Source organism: Mesorhizobium sp. ORM8.1 (assembly GCF_053005525.2).
On sequence record NZ_CM132600.1, the window covers coordinates 7,114,696 to 7,129,780 of the forward strand.

At 62.6% G+C, this 15,085-nt stretch carries 14 protein-coding genes and 1 pseudogene; 8 read left to right on the forward strand and 7 right to left on the reverse strand.

Going from position 1 to position 15,085, the window contains the following annotated elements; all coding sequences use genetic code 11:
- Nucleotides 1-78 precede the first annotated feature (78 nt).
- Nucleotides 79-1,320: a cysteine desulfurase gene (locus tag ACVDG8_RS35440; RefSeq protein ID WP_447252628.1), complete on the forward strand. Its 1,242-nt coding sequence runs from the start codon at nucleotides 79-81 to the stop codon at nucleotides 1,318-1,320.
- A gap of 5 nt (nucleotides 1,321-1,325) precedes the next feature.
- Nucleotides 1,326-1,718 (forward strand): SUF system Fe-S cluster assembly protein, encoded by a 393-nt coding sequence (locus ACVDG8_RS35445; RefSeq protein ID WP_447257178.1) that lies wholly within the window; start codon nucleotides 1,326-1,328, stop codon nucleotides 1,716-1,718.
- A 6-nt stretch (nucleotides 1,719-1,724) separates the two neighbouring features.
- Here ACVDG8_RS35445 and ACVDG8_RS35450 read toward each other — a convergent pair whose 3' ends face one another.
- The gene (locus ACVDG8_RS35450; protein WP_447252629.1) at nucleotides 1,725-1,979 is read right to left on the reverse strand and encodes a hypothetical protein; all 255 of its coding nucleotides are present in this window, start codon (nucleotides 1,977-1,979) and stop codon (nucleotides 1,725-1,727) included.
- A 512-nt stretch (nucleotides 1,980-2,491) separates the two neighbouring features.
- Here ACVDG8_RS35450 and sufA point away from each other — a divergent pair.
- Nucleotides 2,492-2,872, forward strand: coding sequence for a Fe-S cluster assembly scaffold SufA (gene sufA / locus ACVDG8_RS35455; RefSeq protein WP_013532156.1), 381 nt, complete (start codon nucleotides 2,492-2,494; stop codon nucleotides 2,870-2,872).
- A gap of 134 nt (nucleotides 2,873-3,006) precedes the next feature.
- Here the strand turns inward: sufA and ACVDG8_RS35460 are convergent, their stop codons facing one another.
- Nucleotides 3,007-3,504, reverse strand: a complete 498-nt coding sequence (locus ACVDG8_RS35460) for a GFA family protein (protein ID WP_447252630.1) — start codon at nucleotides 3,502-3,504, stop codon at nucleotides 3,007-3,009.
- Nucleotides 3,505-3,592: 88 nt separating this feature from the next.
- Here ACVDG8_RS35460 and ACVDG8_RS35465 point away from each other — a divergent pair, with 88 nt between their 5' ends.
- Complete coding sequence (locus ACVDG8_RS35465) at nucleotides 3,593-3,916, forward strand: TfoX/Sxy family protein (RefSeq protein ID WP_447252631.1); 324 nt, start codon at nucleotides 3,593-3,595, stop codon at nucleotides 3,914-3,916.
- 3 nt (nucleotides 3,917-3,919) lie between these two features.
- Here ACVDG8_RS35465 and ACVDG8_RS35470 read toward each other — a convergent pair.
- Nucleotides 3,920-4,836 (reverse strand): annotated as a pseudogene (locus tag ACVDG8_RS35470) (pseudouridine-5'-phosphate glycosidase).
- A 50-nt stretch (nucleotides 4,837-4,886) separates the two neighbouring features.
- Nucleotides 4,887-5,825 carry a carbohydrate kinase family protein gene (locus ACVDG8_RS35475; protein ID WP_447252633.1) on the reverse strand — a complete coding sequence of 313 codons (939 nt, stop codon included), beginning with the start codon at nucleotides 5,823-5,825 and terminating at the stop codon, nucleotides 4,887-4,889.
- Between the two features lie 296 nt (nucleotides 5,826-6,121).
- Between ACVDG8_RS35475 and recA the strand changes: the two genes are divergently transcribed.
- Together recA and alaS are read left to right on the forward strand one after the other, a co-directional pair.
- The gene (gene recA / locus ACVDG8_RS35480) at nucleotides 6,122-7,222 is read left to right on the forward strand and encodes a recombinase RecA (protein WP_447252634.1); all 1,101 of its coding nucleotides are present in this window, start codon (nucleotides 6,122-6,124) and stop codon (nucleotides 7,220-7,222) included.
- Between the two features lie 493 nt (nucleotides 7,223-7,715).
- The gene (gene alaS, locus ACVDG8_RS35485; protein ID WP_447252635.1) at nucleotides 7,716-10,382 is read left to right on the forward strand and encodes an alanine--tRNA ligase; all 2,667 of its coding nucleotides are present in this window, start codon (nucleotides 7,716-7,718) and stop codon (nucleotides 10,380-10,382) included.
- Between the two features lie 250 nt (nucleotides 10,383-10,632).
- Here alaS and ACVDG8_RS35490 read toward each other — a convergent pair whose 3' ends face one another.
- The 3 genes from ACVDG8_RS35490 to ACVDG8_RS35500 are packed head-to-tail and all read right to left on the reverse strand — an operon-like array spanning nucleotide 10,633 to nucleotide 13,248.
- Nucleotides 10,633-11,259: a glutathione S-transferase family protein gene (locus ACVDG8_RS35490; protein ID WP_447252636.1), complete on the reverse strand. Its 627-nt coding sequence runs from the start codon at nucleotides 11,257-11,259 to the stop codon at nucleotides 10,633-10,635.
- A gap of 6 nt (nucleotides 11,260-11,265) precedes the next feature.
- The gene (locus ACVDG8_RS35495) at nucleotides 11,266-12,030 is read right to left on the reverse strand and encodes a hypothetical protein (RefSeq protein WP_447252637.1); all 765 of its coding nucleotides are present in this window, start codon (nucleotides 12,028-12,030) and stop codon (nucleotides 11,266-11,268) included.
- A gap of 6 nt (nucleotides 12,031-12,036) precedes the next feature.
- Nucleotides 12,037-13,248, reverse strand: coding sequence for an NADP-dependent isocitrate dehydrogenase (locus ACVDG8_RS35500; protein ID WP_447252638.1), 1,212 nt, complete (start codon nucleotides 13,246-13,248; stop codon nucleotides 12,037-12,039).
- A 208-nt stretch (nucleotides 13,249-13,456) separates the two neighbouring features.
- On the opposite strand from ACVDG8_RS35500, the gene ACVDG8_RS35505 reads away from it, so the two are divergent.
- Nucleotides 13,457-14,299, forward strand: a complete 843-nt coding sequence (locus ACVDG8_RS35505) for an RNA methyltransferase (RefSeq protein WP_447252639.1) — start codon at nucleotides 13,457-13,459, stop codon at nucleotides 14,297-14,299.
- An 81-nt stretch (nucleotides 14,300-14,380) separates the two neighbouring features.
- Nucleotides 14,381-14,983 (forward strand): hypothetical protein, encoded by a 603-nt coding sequence (locus ACVDG8_RS35510; protein WP_447252640.1) that lies wholly within the window; start codon nucleotides 14,381-14,383, stop codon nucleotides 14,981-14,983.
- Nucleotides 14,984-15,085: the final 102 nt, after the last annotated feature.

Here is a 15,085-nt window from a genome sequence, read left to right on the forward strand (position 1 = left end):
AGAAGGTGGATCGGCGTTAGCGCCGAGACGGACGAGGGGCGCGTGACGGAACGAGGCGGTGCCTCAAGAGAGCTTGTGATGGACCAGAAGATCGAAACCACCCCCTATGATGTCGAGGTGATCCGCCGCGATTTCCCGATCCTGTCGCGCGAAGTCTATGGCAAGCCGCTCGTCTACCTCGACAATGGCGCGTCGGCGCAGAAACCGCAGGTGGTGCTCGACACCATCCAGCACGCATACAGCCAGGAATACGCCAACGTCCATCGTGGCCTGCATTTCCTGTCGAACGCCGCGACCGATGCCTATGAGAAGGCGCGGAAGTCCGTGCAGCGGTTTTTGAACGCGCCGAGCACCGACAACATCGTCTTCACGTCCAACACGACCTCGGCGATCAACACGGTCGCCTATGGCTATGGCATGCCGCGGATCGGCGAGGGCGACGAGATCGTGCTGTCGATCATGGAGCACCACTCCAACATCGTGCCCTGGCATTTCATCCGCGAACGGCAGGGCGCCAAGCTGGTCTGGGTGCCGGTCGACGATCTCGGCGCCTTCCACATCGAGGAATTCGAGAAGCGGCTGACCAACCGCACCAAGCTTGTCGCCATCACGCAGATGTCCAACGCTTTGGGCACGGTGACGCCGATCAAGGAGATCGTGCGCATCGCGCATGCGCGGGGCATTCCCGTGCTCGTCGACGGCAGCCAGAGCGCTGTCCATATGCCGATCGACGTGCAGGACCTCGACTGCGATTTCTTCGTCTTCACCGGACACAAGGTCTACGGGCCGTCGGGCATCGGCGTGCTCTACGGCAAGAAGGATATGCTCGAGCAGATGCGGCCCTTCATGGGCGGCGGTGAGATGATCGAGGAGGTGACGGAGGACATCGTCACCTACAACGACCCGCCGCATCGCTTCGAGGCCGGCACGCCGCCGATCGTGCAGGCGATCGGCCTGGGCGCGGCGCTGGAATATATGGAGACGGTCGGCCGCGAGCGCATCGCCGCGCATGAGGCGGACCTGAAGACCTATGCTCATGAGCGGCTGCGCGCCATCAACTCGCTGCGCATCTTCGGCGACGCACCGGGCAAGGGCGCCATCATCTCGTTCGAATTGCAGGGAATTCATGCCCATGACGTCTCGATGGTGATAGACAGGCAGGGTGTGGCGGTCCGCGCCGGCACGCATTGCGCCCAGCCGCTGTTGAAACGCTTCGGCGTCACCTCCACATGCAGGGCATCGTTCGGCATGTATAATACCAGGGCCGAAGTCGACGCTTTGGCCGGGGCGCTGGAAAAGGCGCGAAAATTCTTCGGATGACGATGATGGATGATGTGAGCACCACCGCAGAGACCGCGCCGGAAACGGCTGCCAACGGCATCGTCTCGGCCTCGGCCATTCCCGCCGACGAACTGGCGCGGCTGACCGACGACATCGTCTCGGCGCTGAAGACGGTCTACGACCCGGAAATCCCGGCCGACATCTACGAGCTTGGCCTCGTCTACAAGATCGACATCGAGGACGACCGCTCGGTCAAGATCGACATGACGCTGACCGCGCCGGGCTGCCCGGTGGCCGGCGAAATGCCCGGATGGGTGGAAAACGCCGTCGGCGCCGTCGAAGGCGTGTCCGGCGTCGAGGTCAACATGACCTTCGATCCGCCCTGGACGCCGGACCGCATGTCGGAAGAGGCGCAGGTCGCGGTGGGTTGGTACTGAGAGCTTCTATTTGACGTCATGTCCGTACGCACGGGCATACGCTTTGACCACTTCCGAAAACCGCTCGGGGTCTATGCGTGTTCCAAGCGCCATCATGCCACTCCCAAACGCTATTTGGAGTTCGTCCTTCTTCAGGAAAAAATGCTGCCCCCGCCAGTTTAACTTGAGAATCCTGCCCGTGCCCGGCTTCAGTCCCAGGTGTATGAACATCGGGTATTTTGTAACCTGGTTGACCGCTGACCATGGGACAAATTCGGTCATGATGTTGGAATCTCTCAATCCATCGGGAGAGAGTGTCACCGAACGATTTTGTCGAAATATTTGATAGGTAAATATCGAGCATGTAAAAATTACATACAATAGTAAAAGTATGAAAATTGCATCATATGCTAAACCATTACCTCTATATAGAGCTATAAATCCAATAAGGATAACAGAAGATATTATCGCGAATCCTAGAAAGTTATTAATCTTAACATCATAATCTTCGGTGAAGACAATAAGGTTGTCGACGTCGACGCCAGATTCGGATTCTGAGGGGATGGATGGGCCACCAGTCAAGGTTGTTCCTATAGAAAGTTTGAACCAGTATAGCGATTAAAATGGTGCAAGGCGACTTGGATTGTGGGCTTCGGTGCATGGGGTAAATGAGGCTGAACCTGGATGACGAGAGGGGGGCAACTTTCTGGGGTTGCGCCGGCCAGCAAACTTCACCATTTTATAGGAAGACTCATTCCGCAGGCCTTGAACCTGCGTGAACGCGGAGAAAAAGCATGGGACGCTTCGCCGTCATCACGATGACCGAAAAGGCCGCCGACCGCGTGCGCGAGATCGTCGCCACGCGCGACAACGCGCATGGCATCCGGCTCGGCATCAAGAAGGGCGGCTGCGCCGGCATGGAATACACGGTCGATCTGGTGACCGAGCCGAACACCAAGGACGACCATATCGAGCGCGACGGCGCCCATGTCTATGTCGCGCCGGAAGCCGCGCTTTTCCTGTTCGGCACCGAGATGGATTTCGAGCAGACGACGCTGCGCACCGGCTTCACCTTCCACAACCCGAACCAGAGTTCGGCCTGCGGCTGCGGCGAATCGGTCGAATTGAAGCCTGCCGATCTCAAGGCGCTGGCCGAAGCGCGCGCCTCCGCCTGATTTTCCTTCGCCCCGTTTACGGGGAGAAGGTGGCCCGAAGGGCCGGATGAGGGTAATTTCGTCCTGTCCGATGCTGGCGCCGCCCCTCATCTCTGCCTGCCGGCATCTTCTCCCCGTAAACGGGGCGAAGAAGGCTAATCGACCCACATCCCTGTCCGTTTGTGCCAGTCGGCGATCGACTCCTCCGGATAGACGTCGAAGACCTTGTCCTTTTTGCCGATCACCGGCTCGACCCAGTTGGCCTTGTATTTCAGCATCAGATGCACCTTCTCCGGCGGCTTCGGCAGGTCGCTGTCGATTGCCGAGGCGAAGGGGTGCACCAGCTCCGGCCAGGTCGGGTCGTAGAGCCACAGGGCCGCGCCGCACTTCCTGCAGAAATTGCGCTCGCCGGTCGAGATCTCGCAATGAGGATGCTCGTCGTCCTCGATCTCGGCGCGAAAGACGCCGAGGCTGCGCTTGCCCCTGATGTTCATGGTTTCGTAGTCGGCGCCGAGATTGATGGCAAAACCGCCACCGCCCTGCTGCTTGCGGCAGATCGAGCAGTAGCAGAGCATGAACGGCACCGGCGTGTGGCTTTCCACCTCGAAGCGGACGGCGCCGCAGCGGCAGGAGCCTTTGAGCAGGACAGGCATGAAGGTACTCCGTTTCCAGATTTCAACTTGTCAGCATGCTTTTGGTTGCGGCCATGACAAGACCGGAAGCCGGTGACATGATAGCGCCATGGACAATGAACGCATCGCCGAATTGTTCGAGGGGCTAGGCTCGGTCAGCATCCGCAGGCTGTTCGGCGGCAAGGGCATCTATTTCGACGGCGTGATCGTGGCCATCGTGCTGCGCGGCGAGTTGCTGCTCAAGGCCGACGAGCAGAGCGCGCCGGACTTCGAGGCCGCCGGCTGCAAGCAGTGGACCTATACCGGCTCACGGCATGGCAAGCAGGTCGCGATGCCGTATTGGAGCATTCCCGACAGCGCGCTTGACGATCCCGACGAGATGAATGTCTGGGCGCGCCGCGCGCATGAGGCCGGACGAAGGGCGGGGAAGTGAGGCCTACAGCGCCTTGGCAATCTCGGCCGCCAGCCGCGCATTGTTCTCGACCAGCGCGATGTTGGTCTTGAGGCTGCGGCCGCCGGTCAGTTCCAGGATTTTTCCCAGCAGGAACGGCGTCACCGCCTTGCCAGTGACGTTCTGCGCTTCCGCGGCCTTCTGCGCGGCCTCGATGTAGCCGGCCATCTCGTCGGCTGGGATTTCGTCATTCTGCGGCACCGGATTGGCGATCAGGATGCCACCGCCCAGGCCCAGCGCGGACCGAGTCTCGTAGAACCGCGCGATTTCTTCCGCCTTGTGCAGGGTGAGGGGGCGCGGAAGCGCGATTGCCGCGACCAGAAGGCCGGCATGGTCTCGCAGGCGTGGCCGACCACGGGCACGCCGCGCGTCTCCAGCACTTCAAGCGTCTTTTCGATGTCGAGGATCGCCTTGGCGCCGGCCGAGACGACGATGACAGGGGTGCGCGCCAACTCATCCAGGTCGGCCGAGATGTCGAAGCTCTTTTCCGCGCCCTTGTGGACGCCGCCGATGCCGCCGGTGGCGAAGACCGTTATCCCGACCATATGCGCGGCGATCATCGTGGCGGCGACTGTGGTGCCGCCGGTACGGCCTTGCGCCACCGCAAAGCCGAGATCGGCGCGCGACAGCTTCATGGCGTCGCCGGTCATGGCCAGCGATTCGCGCTCGCCATCGGAAAGCCCGATCTTGATGCGGCCGTTGACCACGGCGATCGTCGCCGGCACGGCGCCACCGTCGACGATGATCTGCTCGACCTTGGCCGCCATCGCGCCATTGTCGGGATAGGGCATGCCGTGGGTGATGATGGTGCTTTCGAGCGCCACCACCGGCTTGCCGGCGCGGAGCGCTTCGGCGACCGGCGGATGGATGTCGATGAACGGGCTGGCGGTTTGCGGTGTCATGTCTGTCTCCGATCCGGAGAATTGAGCTCCGGCAAGATGATTCTTTGGCCCTATGCCACTTCCCGCGCCTGCGGCACAAGGGCGAGCGCCTGCGCGAAGCTCGCCACCGTGAAGGCCGGCACGGCCTCGACGCCCTCGATGGCAAGCATTGCCGCGGCGAGGCCCTCGCGCAGGGCGGAGCGCAAGGGCAGTCCGCGCAGCATCGCGGCGACCGTGGCGCCGGTCAACGCATCGCCGGCGCCGGTGACGTCGGCAATCCGGCGTGGCGCGGGCGGATCGATTTCGAACATGCCGCTGTCGTCGAAGCCCAGCACCGGGGCGCTGCCGGCCGTGATCACGCCGGCGCCGAGGCCGGCCTGCCTCAGTCTGCCGACGGCGTCCCCGTCCGACAGATCGGCGCCGGCAAGTGCTGCCACTTCGCGGCGGTTCATGAAGAGCAGCGACAGCGCGCCAAGCAGCGGCGCCAGGCGGACGACCTTGGCCGGCGAGACGGCGATGGCAAAGACCGGACGGTCGCCGGCCAGCGCCGTCAGCCGCTCCAGCGCCGCCGTCGGCAAATTGGCGTCGCACAAAATGGCGTCGGCGGCGCCGATCGCCTCGCGCACCTTGGCGCGTCTTATCTGCTTGGGAAAAGCGAGATCGTAGAGCGCCATGTCGGCCAGGCCGACGATCAGCTCGCCCTCTGCGTCGATCAAGGCAGTATAGCTCGGCGTGACGCGGTCGAGGAACACCACCGAGAGGTCGGTTATCCCGGCATCGTCGATGGCCGAGGCAACTGTGTCTGCCGCCGCGTCGCCGCCGCGCACGGACATCAGCGATGCCGACACGCCGCGCTTCACCACGCTGCGCAACGCGTTGAAGACAACCCCGCCGACATCCTCGCGCATGACGCCCGGATTGGAGGCGGCGGGCACATAGGCGCCCGAGACCTGGCCGCGGCGGTCGATGTGGGCGCCGCCCAGCGCCAGGATTGTCGGGGATGTCGGCATGCGGTGGGATTACCTTGTTGATCGTTCGGTCGCGCACACTAGATTTCCGCTCACCGCCTCGCAATGTTCGCGCAGGGCTTCGCGATCGGCAGCGATTCGGGGCCGGGGGCTTGCGTCGCTTCTGGACCAGTCGCCGCGGCCGCGACTAACCCTGGTGAGACAAAAATAGAACAAATCCAGATATTGATTGTTTTTCAAATGTTTGTTGCCACTTGCCAAATGAGAACAAAAAAGGTACAAACTAATAAGGATTACGGATTGTCCGGCCTTCATTGACGACCAAGGGGTGATGTATCATGGCTCAGAATTCTTTGCGGCTTGTAGAGGACAAGGCAGTGGACAAATCAAAGGCTCTGGATGCGGCGCTGTCGCAAATCGAGCGCGCCTTCGGCAAGGGCTCGATCATGCGGCTCGGCGCCAACGAGCAGGTAGTCGAGATCGAAACCGTGCCAACGGGATCGCTTGGCCTCGACATCGCGCTCGGCGTCGGCGGCCTGCCGCGCGGCCGCATCGTCGAAATCTACGGGCCGGAAAGCTCGGGCAAGACGACGCTGGCGCTGCACACGGTGGCGGAAGCCCAGAAAAAGGGCGGCATCTGCGCCTTCGTCGATGCCGAACACGCGCTCGATCCGGTCTATGCCCGCAAGCTCGGCGTCGATCTGGAGAACCTCCTGATCTCGCAGCCCGATACCGGCGAGCAGGCGCTGGAAATCTGTGATACGCTGGTGCGCTCCGGCGCCATCGACGTGCTGGTGGTCGATTCGGTCGCGGCACTGACGCCGCGCGCCGAAATCGAAGGCGAGATGGGCGATTCGCTGCCGGGTCTGCAGGCCCGCCTGATGAGCCAGGCGCTGCGCAAGCTGACCGCCTCGATCTCGCGCTCCAACACCATGGTCATCTTCATCAACCAGATCCGCATGAAGATCGGCGTCATGTTCGGCTCGCCGGAAACCACCACCGGCGGCAATGCGCTGAAATTCTACGCCTCGGTGCGCCTCGACATCCGCCGCATCGGCTCGGTCAAGGACCGCGACGAGGTCGTCGGCAACCAGACCCGCGTCAAGGTGGTCAAGAACAAGCTGGCCCCGCCCTTCAAGGTGGTCGAGTTCGACATCATGTATGGCGAGGGCGTGTCGAAGACCGGCGAATTGGTCGATCTCGGCGTCAAGGCCGGCGTCATCGAGAAGTCGGGCGCCTGGTTCTCCTACAATTCGCAACGCCTCGGCCAGGGCCGCGAGAACGCAAAGCTGTTCCTGCGCGACAATCCCGACACCGCGCGCGAGGTCGAGCTGGCGTTGCGCCAGAATGCCGGTCTGATCGCCGAGAAATTCCTCGAAAATGACAGATCCGAGGGCAATGGCGATGACGGTTTCGAGGACGAAGCCGGCGCCGTGTAAGATGCTGGACCCCAGCAATGTCCGGAATAATGCCGACAGTTAGCTGGCTTGGCCGGAGTTCGGCCACAATCCTGGCATATCGGCATATGCTTATGTAATTGAGTTCTGTAGTACCGCGTTCCTGAACCGCCGGCCCTCGTGCCGGCGGTTTGCGTTTTAAGCGCCGGAATTCGAGCGCGGGGCTCTCTGGCTTGGCTTAAAGCGCGTCGCGCTGAAACGGATTCAGGCGACGCGCAGGCTTTGTTTTTGCGCATATCGTTTCCCCAAAACCGCTGCGCAGTTTTGGGCGACATGCTTAGTCCCGTGTTTCTGGACAGGGCCAAGGCCTATCGCTAAAAGGCCAATCCATCTCTTTGTTTCGACGCAATTCCGGACGGAGGGTTACGGCGAAGTCGCCGAACTTAACCGCTTCGCACTTTTCCTGGAATTGCTTTAGACACAAAACCCATTGCCGCCGGCCGTGCCGGCGGTTTTCGTGAAAAGGCAGTATGCAATGGTTGGCGTGAACGAGATCCGGTCGACATTCCTCGACTACTTCCGCAAGGAAGGGCACGAGATCGTCGCCTCGAGCCCGCTGGTGCCGCGCAACGATCCGACATTGATGTTCACCAATGCCGGCATGGTACAGTTCAAGAACGTCTTCACCGGCCTGGAGAAGCGTCCCTATTCGCGTGCCTCGACGGCGCAGAAGAGCGTGCGCGCCGGCGGCAAGCACAATGACCTCGACAATGTCGGCTACACCGCGCGCCATCTCACCTTCTTCGAGATGCTCGGCAATTTCTCGTTCGGCGATTACTTCAAGGAACGCGCCATCGAGCTTGCCTGGAACCTGATCACCAGGGAGTTCGGGCTGAACAAGGACAAGCTGCTGGTCACCGTCTACCACACCGACGACGAGGCGGCGGGGTTCTGGAAGAAGATCGCCGGCTTTTCGGAAGACCGCATAATCCGCATCGCGACCTCGGACAATTTCTGGGCGATGGGCGATACCGGCCCGTGCGGCCCGTGCTCGGAGATCTTCATCGATCGCGGCGAGCACATCTGGGGCGGCCCGCCCGGCAGCCCGGAAGAGGATGGCGACCGGTTCCTGGAATTCTGGAACCTGGTGTTCATGCAGTATGAGCAGGTGACGAAGGAAGAGCGCATCGATCTGCCGCGTCCCTCGATCGACACCGGCATGGGCCTGGAGCGCATGGCGTCCATCATGCAAGGCGTGGAAAGCGTCTTTGAGACCGACTTGTTCCGCCACCTGATCGACGCCGCCTCGTCAGCGCTCGGCCATGGCCCGGATGCGGAGAATGTCGCGTCCTACCGCGTCATTGCCGATCATCTGCGCTCGTCGTCCTTCCTGGTGGCCGACGGCGTGCTGCCGTCGAACGAAGGCCGCGGCTATGTGCTGCGCCGCATCATGCGCCGCGCCATGCGCCATGCGCAGCTGCTCGGCGCCAAGGAGCCCTTGATGTGGCAGCTGGTGCCGGCGCTGGTGCGCGAGATGGGCCAGGCCTATCCGGAACTCTTACGCGGGCAGGAACTGATCGCCGAGACGCTGAAGCTCGAGGAGACGCGTTTCGGCAAAACGCTGACGCGCGGCCTTGGCCTGCTTTCAGAAGCCACCGAGACATTGCATGCCGGCGACATGCTGGACGGTGAGACGGCCTTCAAGCTCTACGACACTTATGGCTTCCCGCTCGACCTGACGCAGGATGCGCTGCGCCAGCGCAGCATCTCGGTCGACCTTGCCGGCTTCACCGACGCGATGGAGCGGCAGAAGGCCGAGGCGCGCGCGCATTGGGCGGGCTCGGGTGAAGCGGCGACCGAGACGGTATGGTTTGCGGTGCGCGAGAAGACCGGCGCGACCGAATTCCTCGGCTATGAGACTGAAGCTGCCGAAGGCCTGATCCAGGCGCTGGTCAAGGACGGCAAGACCATCGACAGCGCCGATCAGGGCGATGCCGTTGCCGTGGTCGTCAACCAGACGCCGTTCTACGCTGAGTCCGGCGGCCAGATGGGCGACACCGGCGTAATCTCCGGCGACGGCTTCTCGATCGAGATTTCCGATACGCAGAAGAAAGCCGACGGCCTGTTCGTCCATATCGGCAAGGTCGCGAACGGCACCGTCAAGACGGGTACAGCCGTTGAACTGAAGGTCGACCATGCCCGCCGCTCGAAGCTGCGCGCCAACCATTCCGCGACCCATCTGATCCACGAGGCGCTGCGCGAGGTGCTGGGCACGCATGTGGCGCAGAAAGGCTCGCTGGTGGCGCCCGAGCGGCTGCGCTTCGACATTTCGCACAACAAGCCGATTTCGGCGCAGGATCTCGATGAGGTCGAGCGCATGGCGAACGAGATCGTCGTGCAGAACAGCCCGGTGACGACGCGCCTGATGTCGGTCGACGACGCCATTGCCGAGGGCGCCATGGCGCTGTTCGGCGAGAAATACGGCGACGAGGTGCGCGTCGTGTCGATGGGCACCGGCGTGCACGGCGCCAAGGCCAACCGTCCTTATTCGGTCGAGCTCTGCGGCGGCACGCATGTCAGATCGACCGGCGATATCGGCCTGGTGCGCATCCTGTCGGACAGCGCGGTCGCGGCCGGCGTGCGCCGCATCGAGGCGCTGACCGGCGAAGCGGCGCGCAAGCATCTCGACGAGCAGGACAAGCGCCTGAAGGCCGCGGCGGCGACGCTGAAGATCTCGCCGGCCGATGTGCCGGCGCGCGTCGAGACGCTGCTTGAGGAGCGCAAGAAGCTCGAGAAGGAGTTGACCGAGGCGCGCAAGAAGCTGGCGCTCGGCGGTGGCGCCGTTGCCGATGCTCCGGCGGCCAATGAGACGGTTGCCGGCATCGGCTTCCTCGGCAAGGCGGTCAGCGGCGTGGCGCCCAAGGACCTGAAGCCGCTCGCCGATGCCGGCAAGAAGACGCTGGGCTCCGGCGTCGTCGTCTTCGTCGGCGCCGGCGAGGACAACAAGGCGAGCGTGGTGGTCGCCGTCACCGACGACCTCACCGGCCGCTTCAGCGCCGTCGACCTGGTGCGCGTCGCTTCCGCAGCACTCGGCGGGCAAGGCGGCGGTGGACGCCCTGACATGGCGCAGGCCGGCGGCCCCGATGCGTCGAAGGCCAATGACGCGATCGCGGCGGTGCGGGCGGCGCTGGAGGCGGCGTAGGCTGGCGAGTTTGGCTTGGCCTCAGGCTAGGCGCGCCAGACTCTCATGCGGCAGTGCTGCCCCTCATCTGGCTGCCGCCATCTTCTCCCCGTAGAACGGGGAGAAGGGGCTGTTGTCGCGGCTTTCGCTCATCGCCAATGTTGCAAGAAGGGCGCCGGCGTTGCGGCCAGCTTCTTTCTCCCCGTTTACGGGGAGAAATGCCCGGCAGGGCAATGAGGGGCAGCGCCAGCCTTAAAGAAGCTCACTCAACCTAGTTGACCTTTTCCGTCCGCACAAAGCTCTGCCGCTCAGTCACCCGCCCATACCAGTCGCGAATATCCGCAAACCGCGCCAGCAAGTCGCGCCCTTCAGCGACCTTGACGAAATAGGCGATGATCGGCGCCGCATGCAGATCGGCCAGCGTCAGCTGGTCGCCGAGCAGCCACGGTCCTTGCATTTTCAGCGAGGTCAGCACCTTGAGCACCGTCTCCGCCTGCATAAGGCCGGCGGCAATCAGGCTCTCGTCCGGCTGAGCTTGCTCCAGCCGCTCGACCGCCACGTCCCAGACCATGGTGCGGTAGCCATAGGCGTCGAGCATGCCGGTGATCTGGGTCATCCTGGCCCGGCCGCGCGCGTCGGCCGGCTGCAGCGCCGGACCGTCGAAGACCTCATCGACATAGCGCGCGATCGCGCTCGTCTCGAACAGGCGAAAACCGTCATGCTCGAAGGCCGGGATGCGGCCGAACGGGTGGTGCTCCAGATACCAGGCCGGAATGCCTTCGGCGGCGAAGATGTCGAGTGGCACAAGCTCATAGTCGGCGCCTTTTTCCTCCAGCGCCATCCGGACGATGCGCACATAGACGCTGTAATCGGCGCCGTAGAGGATCGGCTTTGCCATTTGTCATCACTCTTTGCCATGGTGGTAGTGCGGCGAGCCGCGCTCCGTCTCGTCTTGCCTAAAGTCCCTCATCCAGACGCGCAATGCGCCGATGGCGTCAAAACCGCAGGCCAGTGCATCACGTAGCCCGTCGCCGCGATCATATCCTACCAAGGCAAGGCCCCGGCCAAATGCATTGGCTGCGGCCCGCGCAGCATCTCGATATGTCGACCTGCCATCCGCGGCAAAGACATTCGACACGCCAACCACCAGTTCTGATTTGTTAGCTATGCAGCCTGCGGTGAAGCCATTGGCCGTCCGTCTTCCAAGGACGGCGATCTCGCGGTCGGCCAGGATCGTCGGTGGAAAGACACGGCCACTTGAGAGAGATGATCCATCAGCCCAGGCAAACTCCCACATTTCCAAGCTGGCAGCGTCTTCAACACGCTCCCAGCCGAAAGGCGTCGTGGTCAGATGAGCCGGGTCCATCCAGATCCAGCTGGCTTCGAAGAGCTGGGAGAACCCTAACGGTTGGAGATCAAGACAGAAAAACCCATCCTTGACTGCAAAGCTGGCGAGAACGGATGTCAACCGGGCTACTTCCATAAGCTGAGCCGCCGTCGAAACGGCGTCCAGGCTGACAGCATTAGGGTAGTAGGATGGTGCTTTCTCCTCGCTTGACCAGAAGGAGTCGTTCCTCCGATCACTTAGTCCATGCGCCTTGAATATAGCCTGACACAGATCGGCGTTGTTGCCAGCGCAAAGGTGAACCTTTTCGCTGGCACCGCGCACCGCTCCTCACCCCATGGCTTTCTGCAAATTCTCGTCGATCTTGTCGAGGAAGCCGGTGGTCGACAGCCAGGGCTGGTCGGGACCGATCAGCAGCGACAGGTCCTTGGTCATGAAACCGCTTTCGACGGTCTGGATGCAGACCTTCTCCAGCGTGTCGGCAAACCGCTTCAATTCGGCATTGTCGTCGAGCTTGGCGCGATGTGACAGACCGCGCGTCCAGGCGAAGATCGAGGCGATCGAATTGGTCGAGGTTTCCTCGCCCTTCTGGTGCTGACGGTAGTGGCGGGTGACGGTGCCGTGCGCGGCTTCGGCCTCCACGGTCTTGCCGTCGGGCGTCATCAGCACCGAAGTCATCAGGCCGAGCGAGCCGAAGCCTTGTGCAACCGTGTCGGACTGCACGTCGCCGTCATAGTTCTTGCAGGCCCAGACATAGCCGCCCGACCATTTCAGGGCGGAGGCCACCATGTCGTCGATCAGGCGGTGCTCGTACCAGATTTTCTTTGCCTTGAACTCGGCCTCGAATTCCGCCTCGTAGACTTCCTGGAAGATGTCCTTGAAGCGGCCGTCATAGGCCTTGAGGATGGTGTTCTTGGTCGAGAGATAGACCGGATAGTTGCGCAGCAGGCCGTAATTCAGCGAGGCGCGAGCGAACTCGCGGATCGACTCGTCGAGATTGTACATGGCCATGGCGACGCCGGCGCCGGGGGCATCGTACACGTCGTGTTCGATCACCTGGCCGTCCTCGCCGACGAATTTGATCGTCAGCTTGCCCTTGCCGGGGAAGCGGAAATCGGTGGCGCGGTACTGGTCGCCGAAGGCGTGGCGGCCGACGATGATCGGCTTGGTCCAGCCGGGCACCAGGCGCGGCACGTTCTTCATGATGATCGGCTCGCGGAAGATGGTGCCGCCGAGGATGTTGCGGATGGTGCCGTTGGGCGACTTCCACATCTTCTTCAGCTTGAATTCCTCGACGCGCTGCTCGTCGGGGGTGATCGTGGCGCATTTGACGCCGACGCCCCATTTCTTGATGGCGTTGGCCGAGTCGATCGTCACCTGGTCGTTGGTGGCGTCGCGGTGCTCGATGCCGAGGTCGTAATATTCAAGTTTGAGGTCGAGATAAGGGTGGATCAGTTTGTCCTTGATGAACTGCCAGATGATGCGGGTCATCTCGTCGCCGTCGAGTTCGACGACCGGGTTCGCCACCTTGATCTTCGCCATGGAAAGAATGCCTCGTTGCTGGGGATCTGAACGGCCTTGCCCGCATGGCGTTCGGCCGGGGATGGGGAGCGTATATCAAAGGCCTTTTGAGCGCGCAAACCGCGATCCGCCTCATGTTGGACGAGTGCCGCTGTTGTGAATGCTTCATTTTCGGCGTCGGATGTGGCAGGGGACGCCGAAACGCCGCAAACATCGGTTACCGACCGCCATGCCCGCCCTAGAAGACGCAACCAAGACCTTATCCGCCGGACCGGCGATCATCCTGGTCGAGCCGCAGCTCGGCGAGAACATCGGCATGGTGGCCCGGGCGATGGCGAATTTCGGTTTGTCGGAGCTGCGCCTGGTCAATCCGCGCGATGGCTGGCCGAGCGAAAAGGCGCGCGCCGCCGCCAGCCGCGCCGACCATGTCATCGATGCCACCAGGGTGTTTGACGACCTTGCGTCCGCGGTCGCCGACCTCAACTTCGTCTTCGCCACCACGGCGCGCGAGCGAGACGGCTTCAAGCCGGTGCGCGGTCCGGTCGAGGCGGGCAGGGCGCTGCGCGCCCGCGCCGAGGCAGGGCTTCGCACCGGGATACTGTTCGGCCGCGAACGCTTCGGCCTCTACAATGACGAGGTCGGGCTCGCCGACGAGATCGTCACCTTTCCGGTTGATCCGGGTTTTTCCTCGCTCAACATCGCCCAGGCCGTGTTGCTGATGTCCTATGAGTGGATGAAATCAGGCCTCGCCGAGGAGACGGCGACCAACTTCTCCGGACCGGAGCTTGTGCCGGCGTCGAAGGAACAGCTGCACAGCCTGTTTGCTTATCTGGAGGGGGCGCTTGAGGCGCGTGGTTACTTCCGGCCGGAAGAGAAGAAGCCGAAGATGGTCGACAATCTGCGCGCCGTGCTGACGCGCGCTGGCTTCGCTGAACAGGAGTTGAAAGTATTGCGCGGCATCATCTCCTCGCTCGACAGGTTTTCGCCGGCCATGCCGCGTGGCGACGGCTCGCCGGGTGACGATCCGAGGCGAATACCCGCGCGAAGTCGTGCGGCGGACAAAGAAAGTTAAAATCGATAAGCTCCGAACATTTGAAGTAACCGAATATTATTCGGTTTTGATCCATCCTTATTGGAACGATGGGGGTGGCATATGTTTACGTCCAATATTGGCCGCATGCGCTTCTTTCTCTACTCTCTCGGCCTCTGGGTAGGCGAGGTGGTAGCGATCATCATCTGCATCATCGCCACGATCGGCTTCAAAGGGCTGCTCGATTCGGCGCCAGGCCCATCGCGGCAAGGCTTGGCCGGCGCCGCCCTGGTCTTCTCGCTCATCTTTGTCGCGCTGCGCGGCAACATCGCCCTGCGCCGTGGCCGCGACGCAAACAAATACCGCTGGGTCGTGTGGTCCTATATCGTGCTTTCCGGCTTCTACGCCTTCCTGCAAGCGGGCACGCTGCTGGTCATGAAATTCAGCGATCCAGAAAGCGTGCCTGGCGGCCTGAACCTGCTCGGGCTTTCCATATTCGGCCTCTGGTGCACAATCCTGTGGGCGAAGCCTGTCGCCGGCAGCAACATCGAAGAGCTGACCTCGACGTTCGACTTTGACGGTCCGCTGCCAACGCCCGCCCGCGCCGCGGGTGTCGCGACAAGCAGTGTCCCGGCCGCGCCGCGTGCCGCCGCTGCCCGTGTTCCGCCCGCGCCGCAGCCTTTTGGCCGGCCACGCCCGGCCGGCTTCGGCAAGCGTGGGGTGTGAGGCTGACGACTGCGCAAAAGCTGCGGGCATTCGCCACTTCAAGACCATGATCATTCGCGATAGAAGCGCTCTCGGCCCGATCACGGGCCGGGTTCTTCCTGT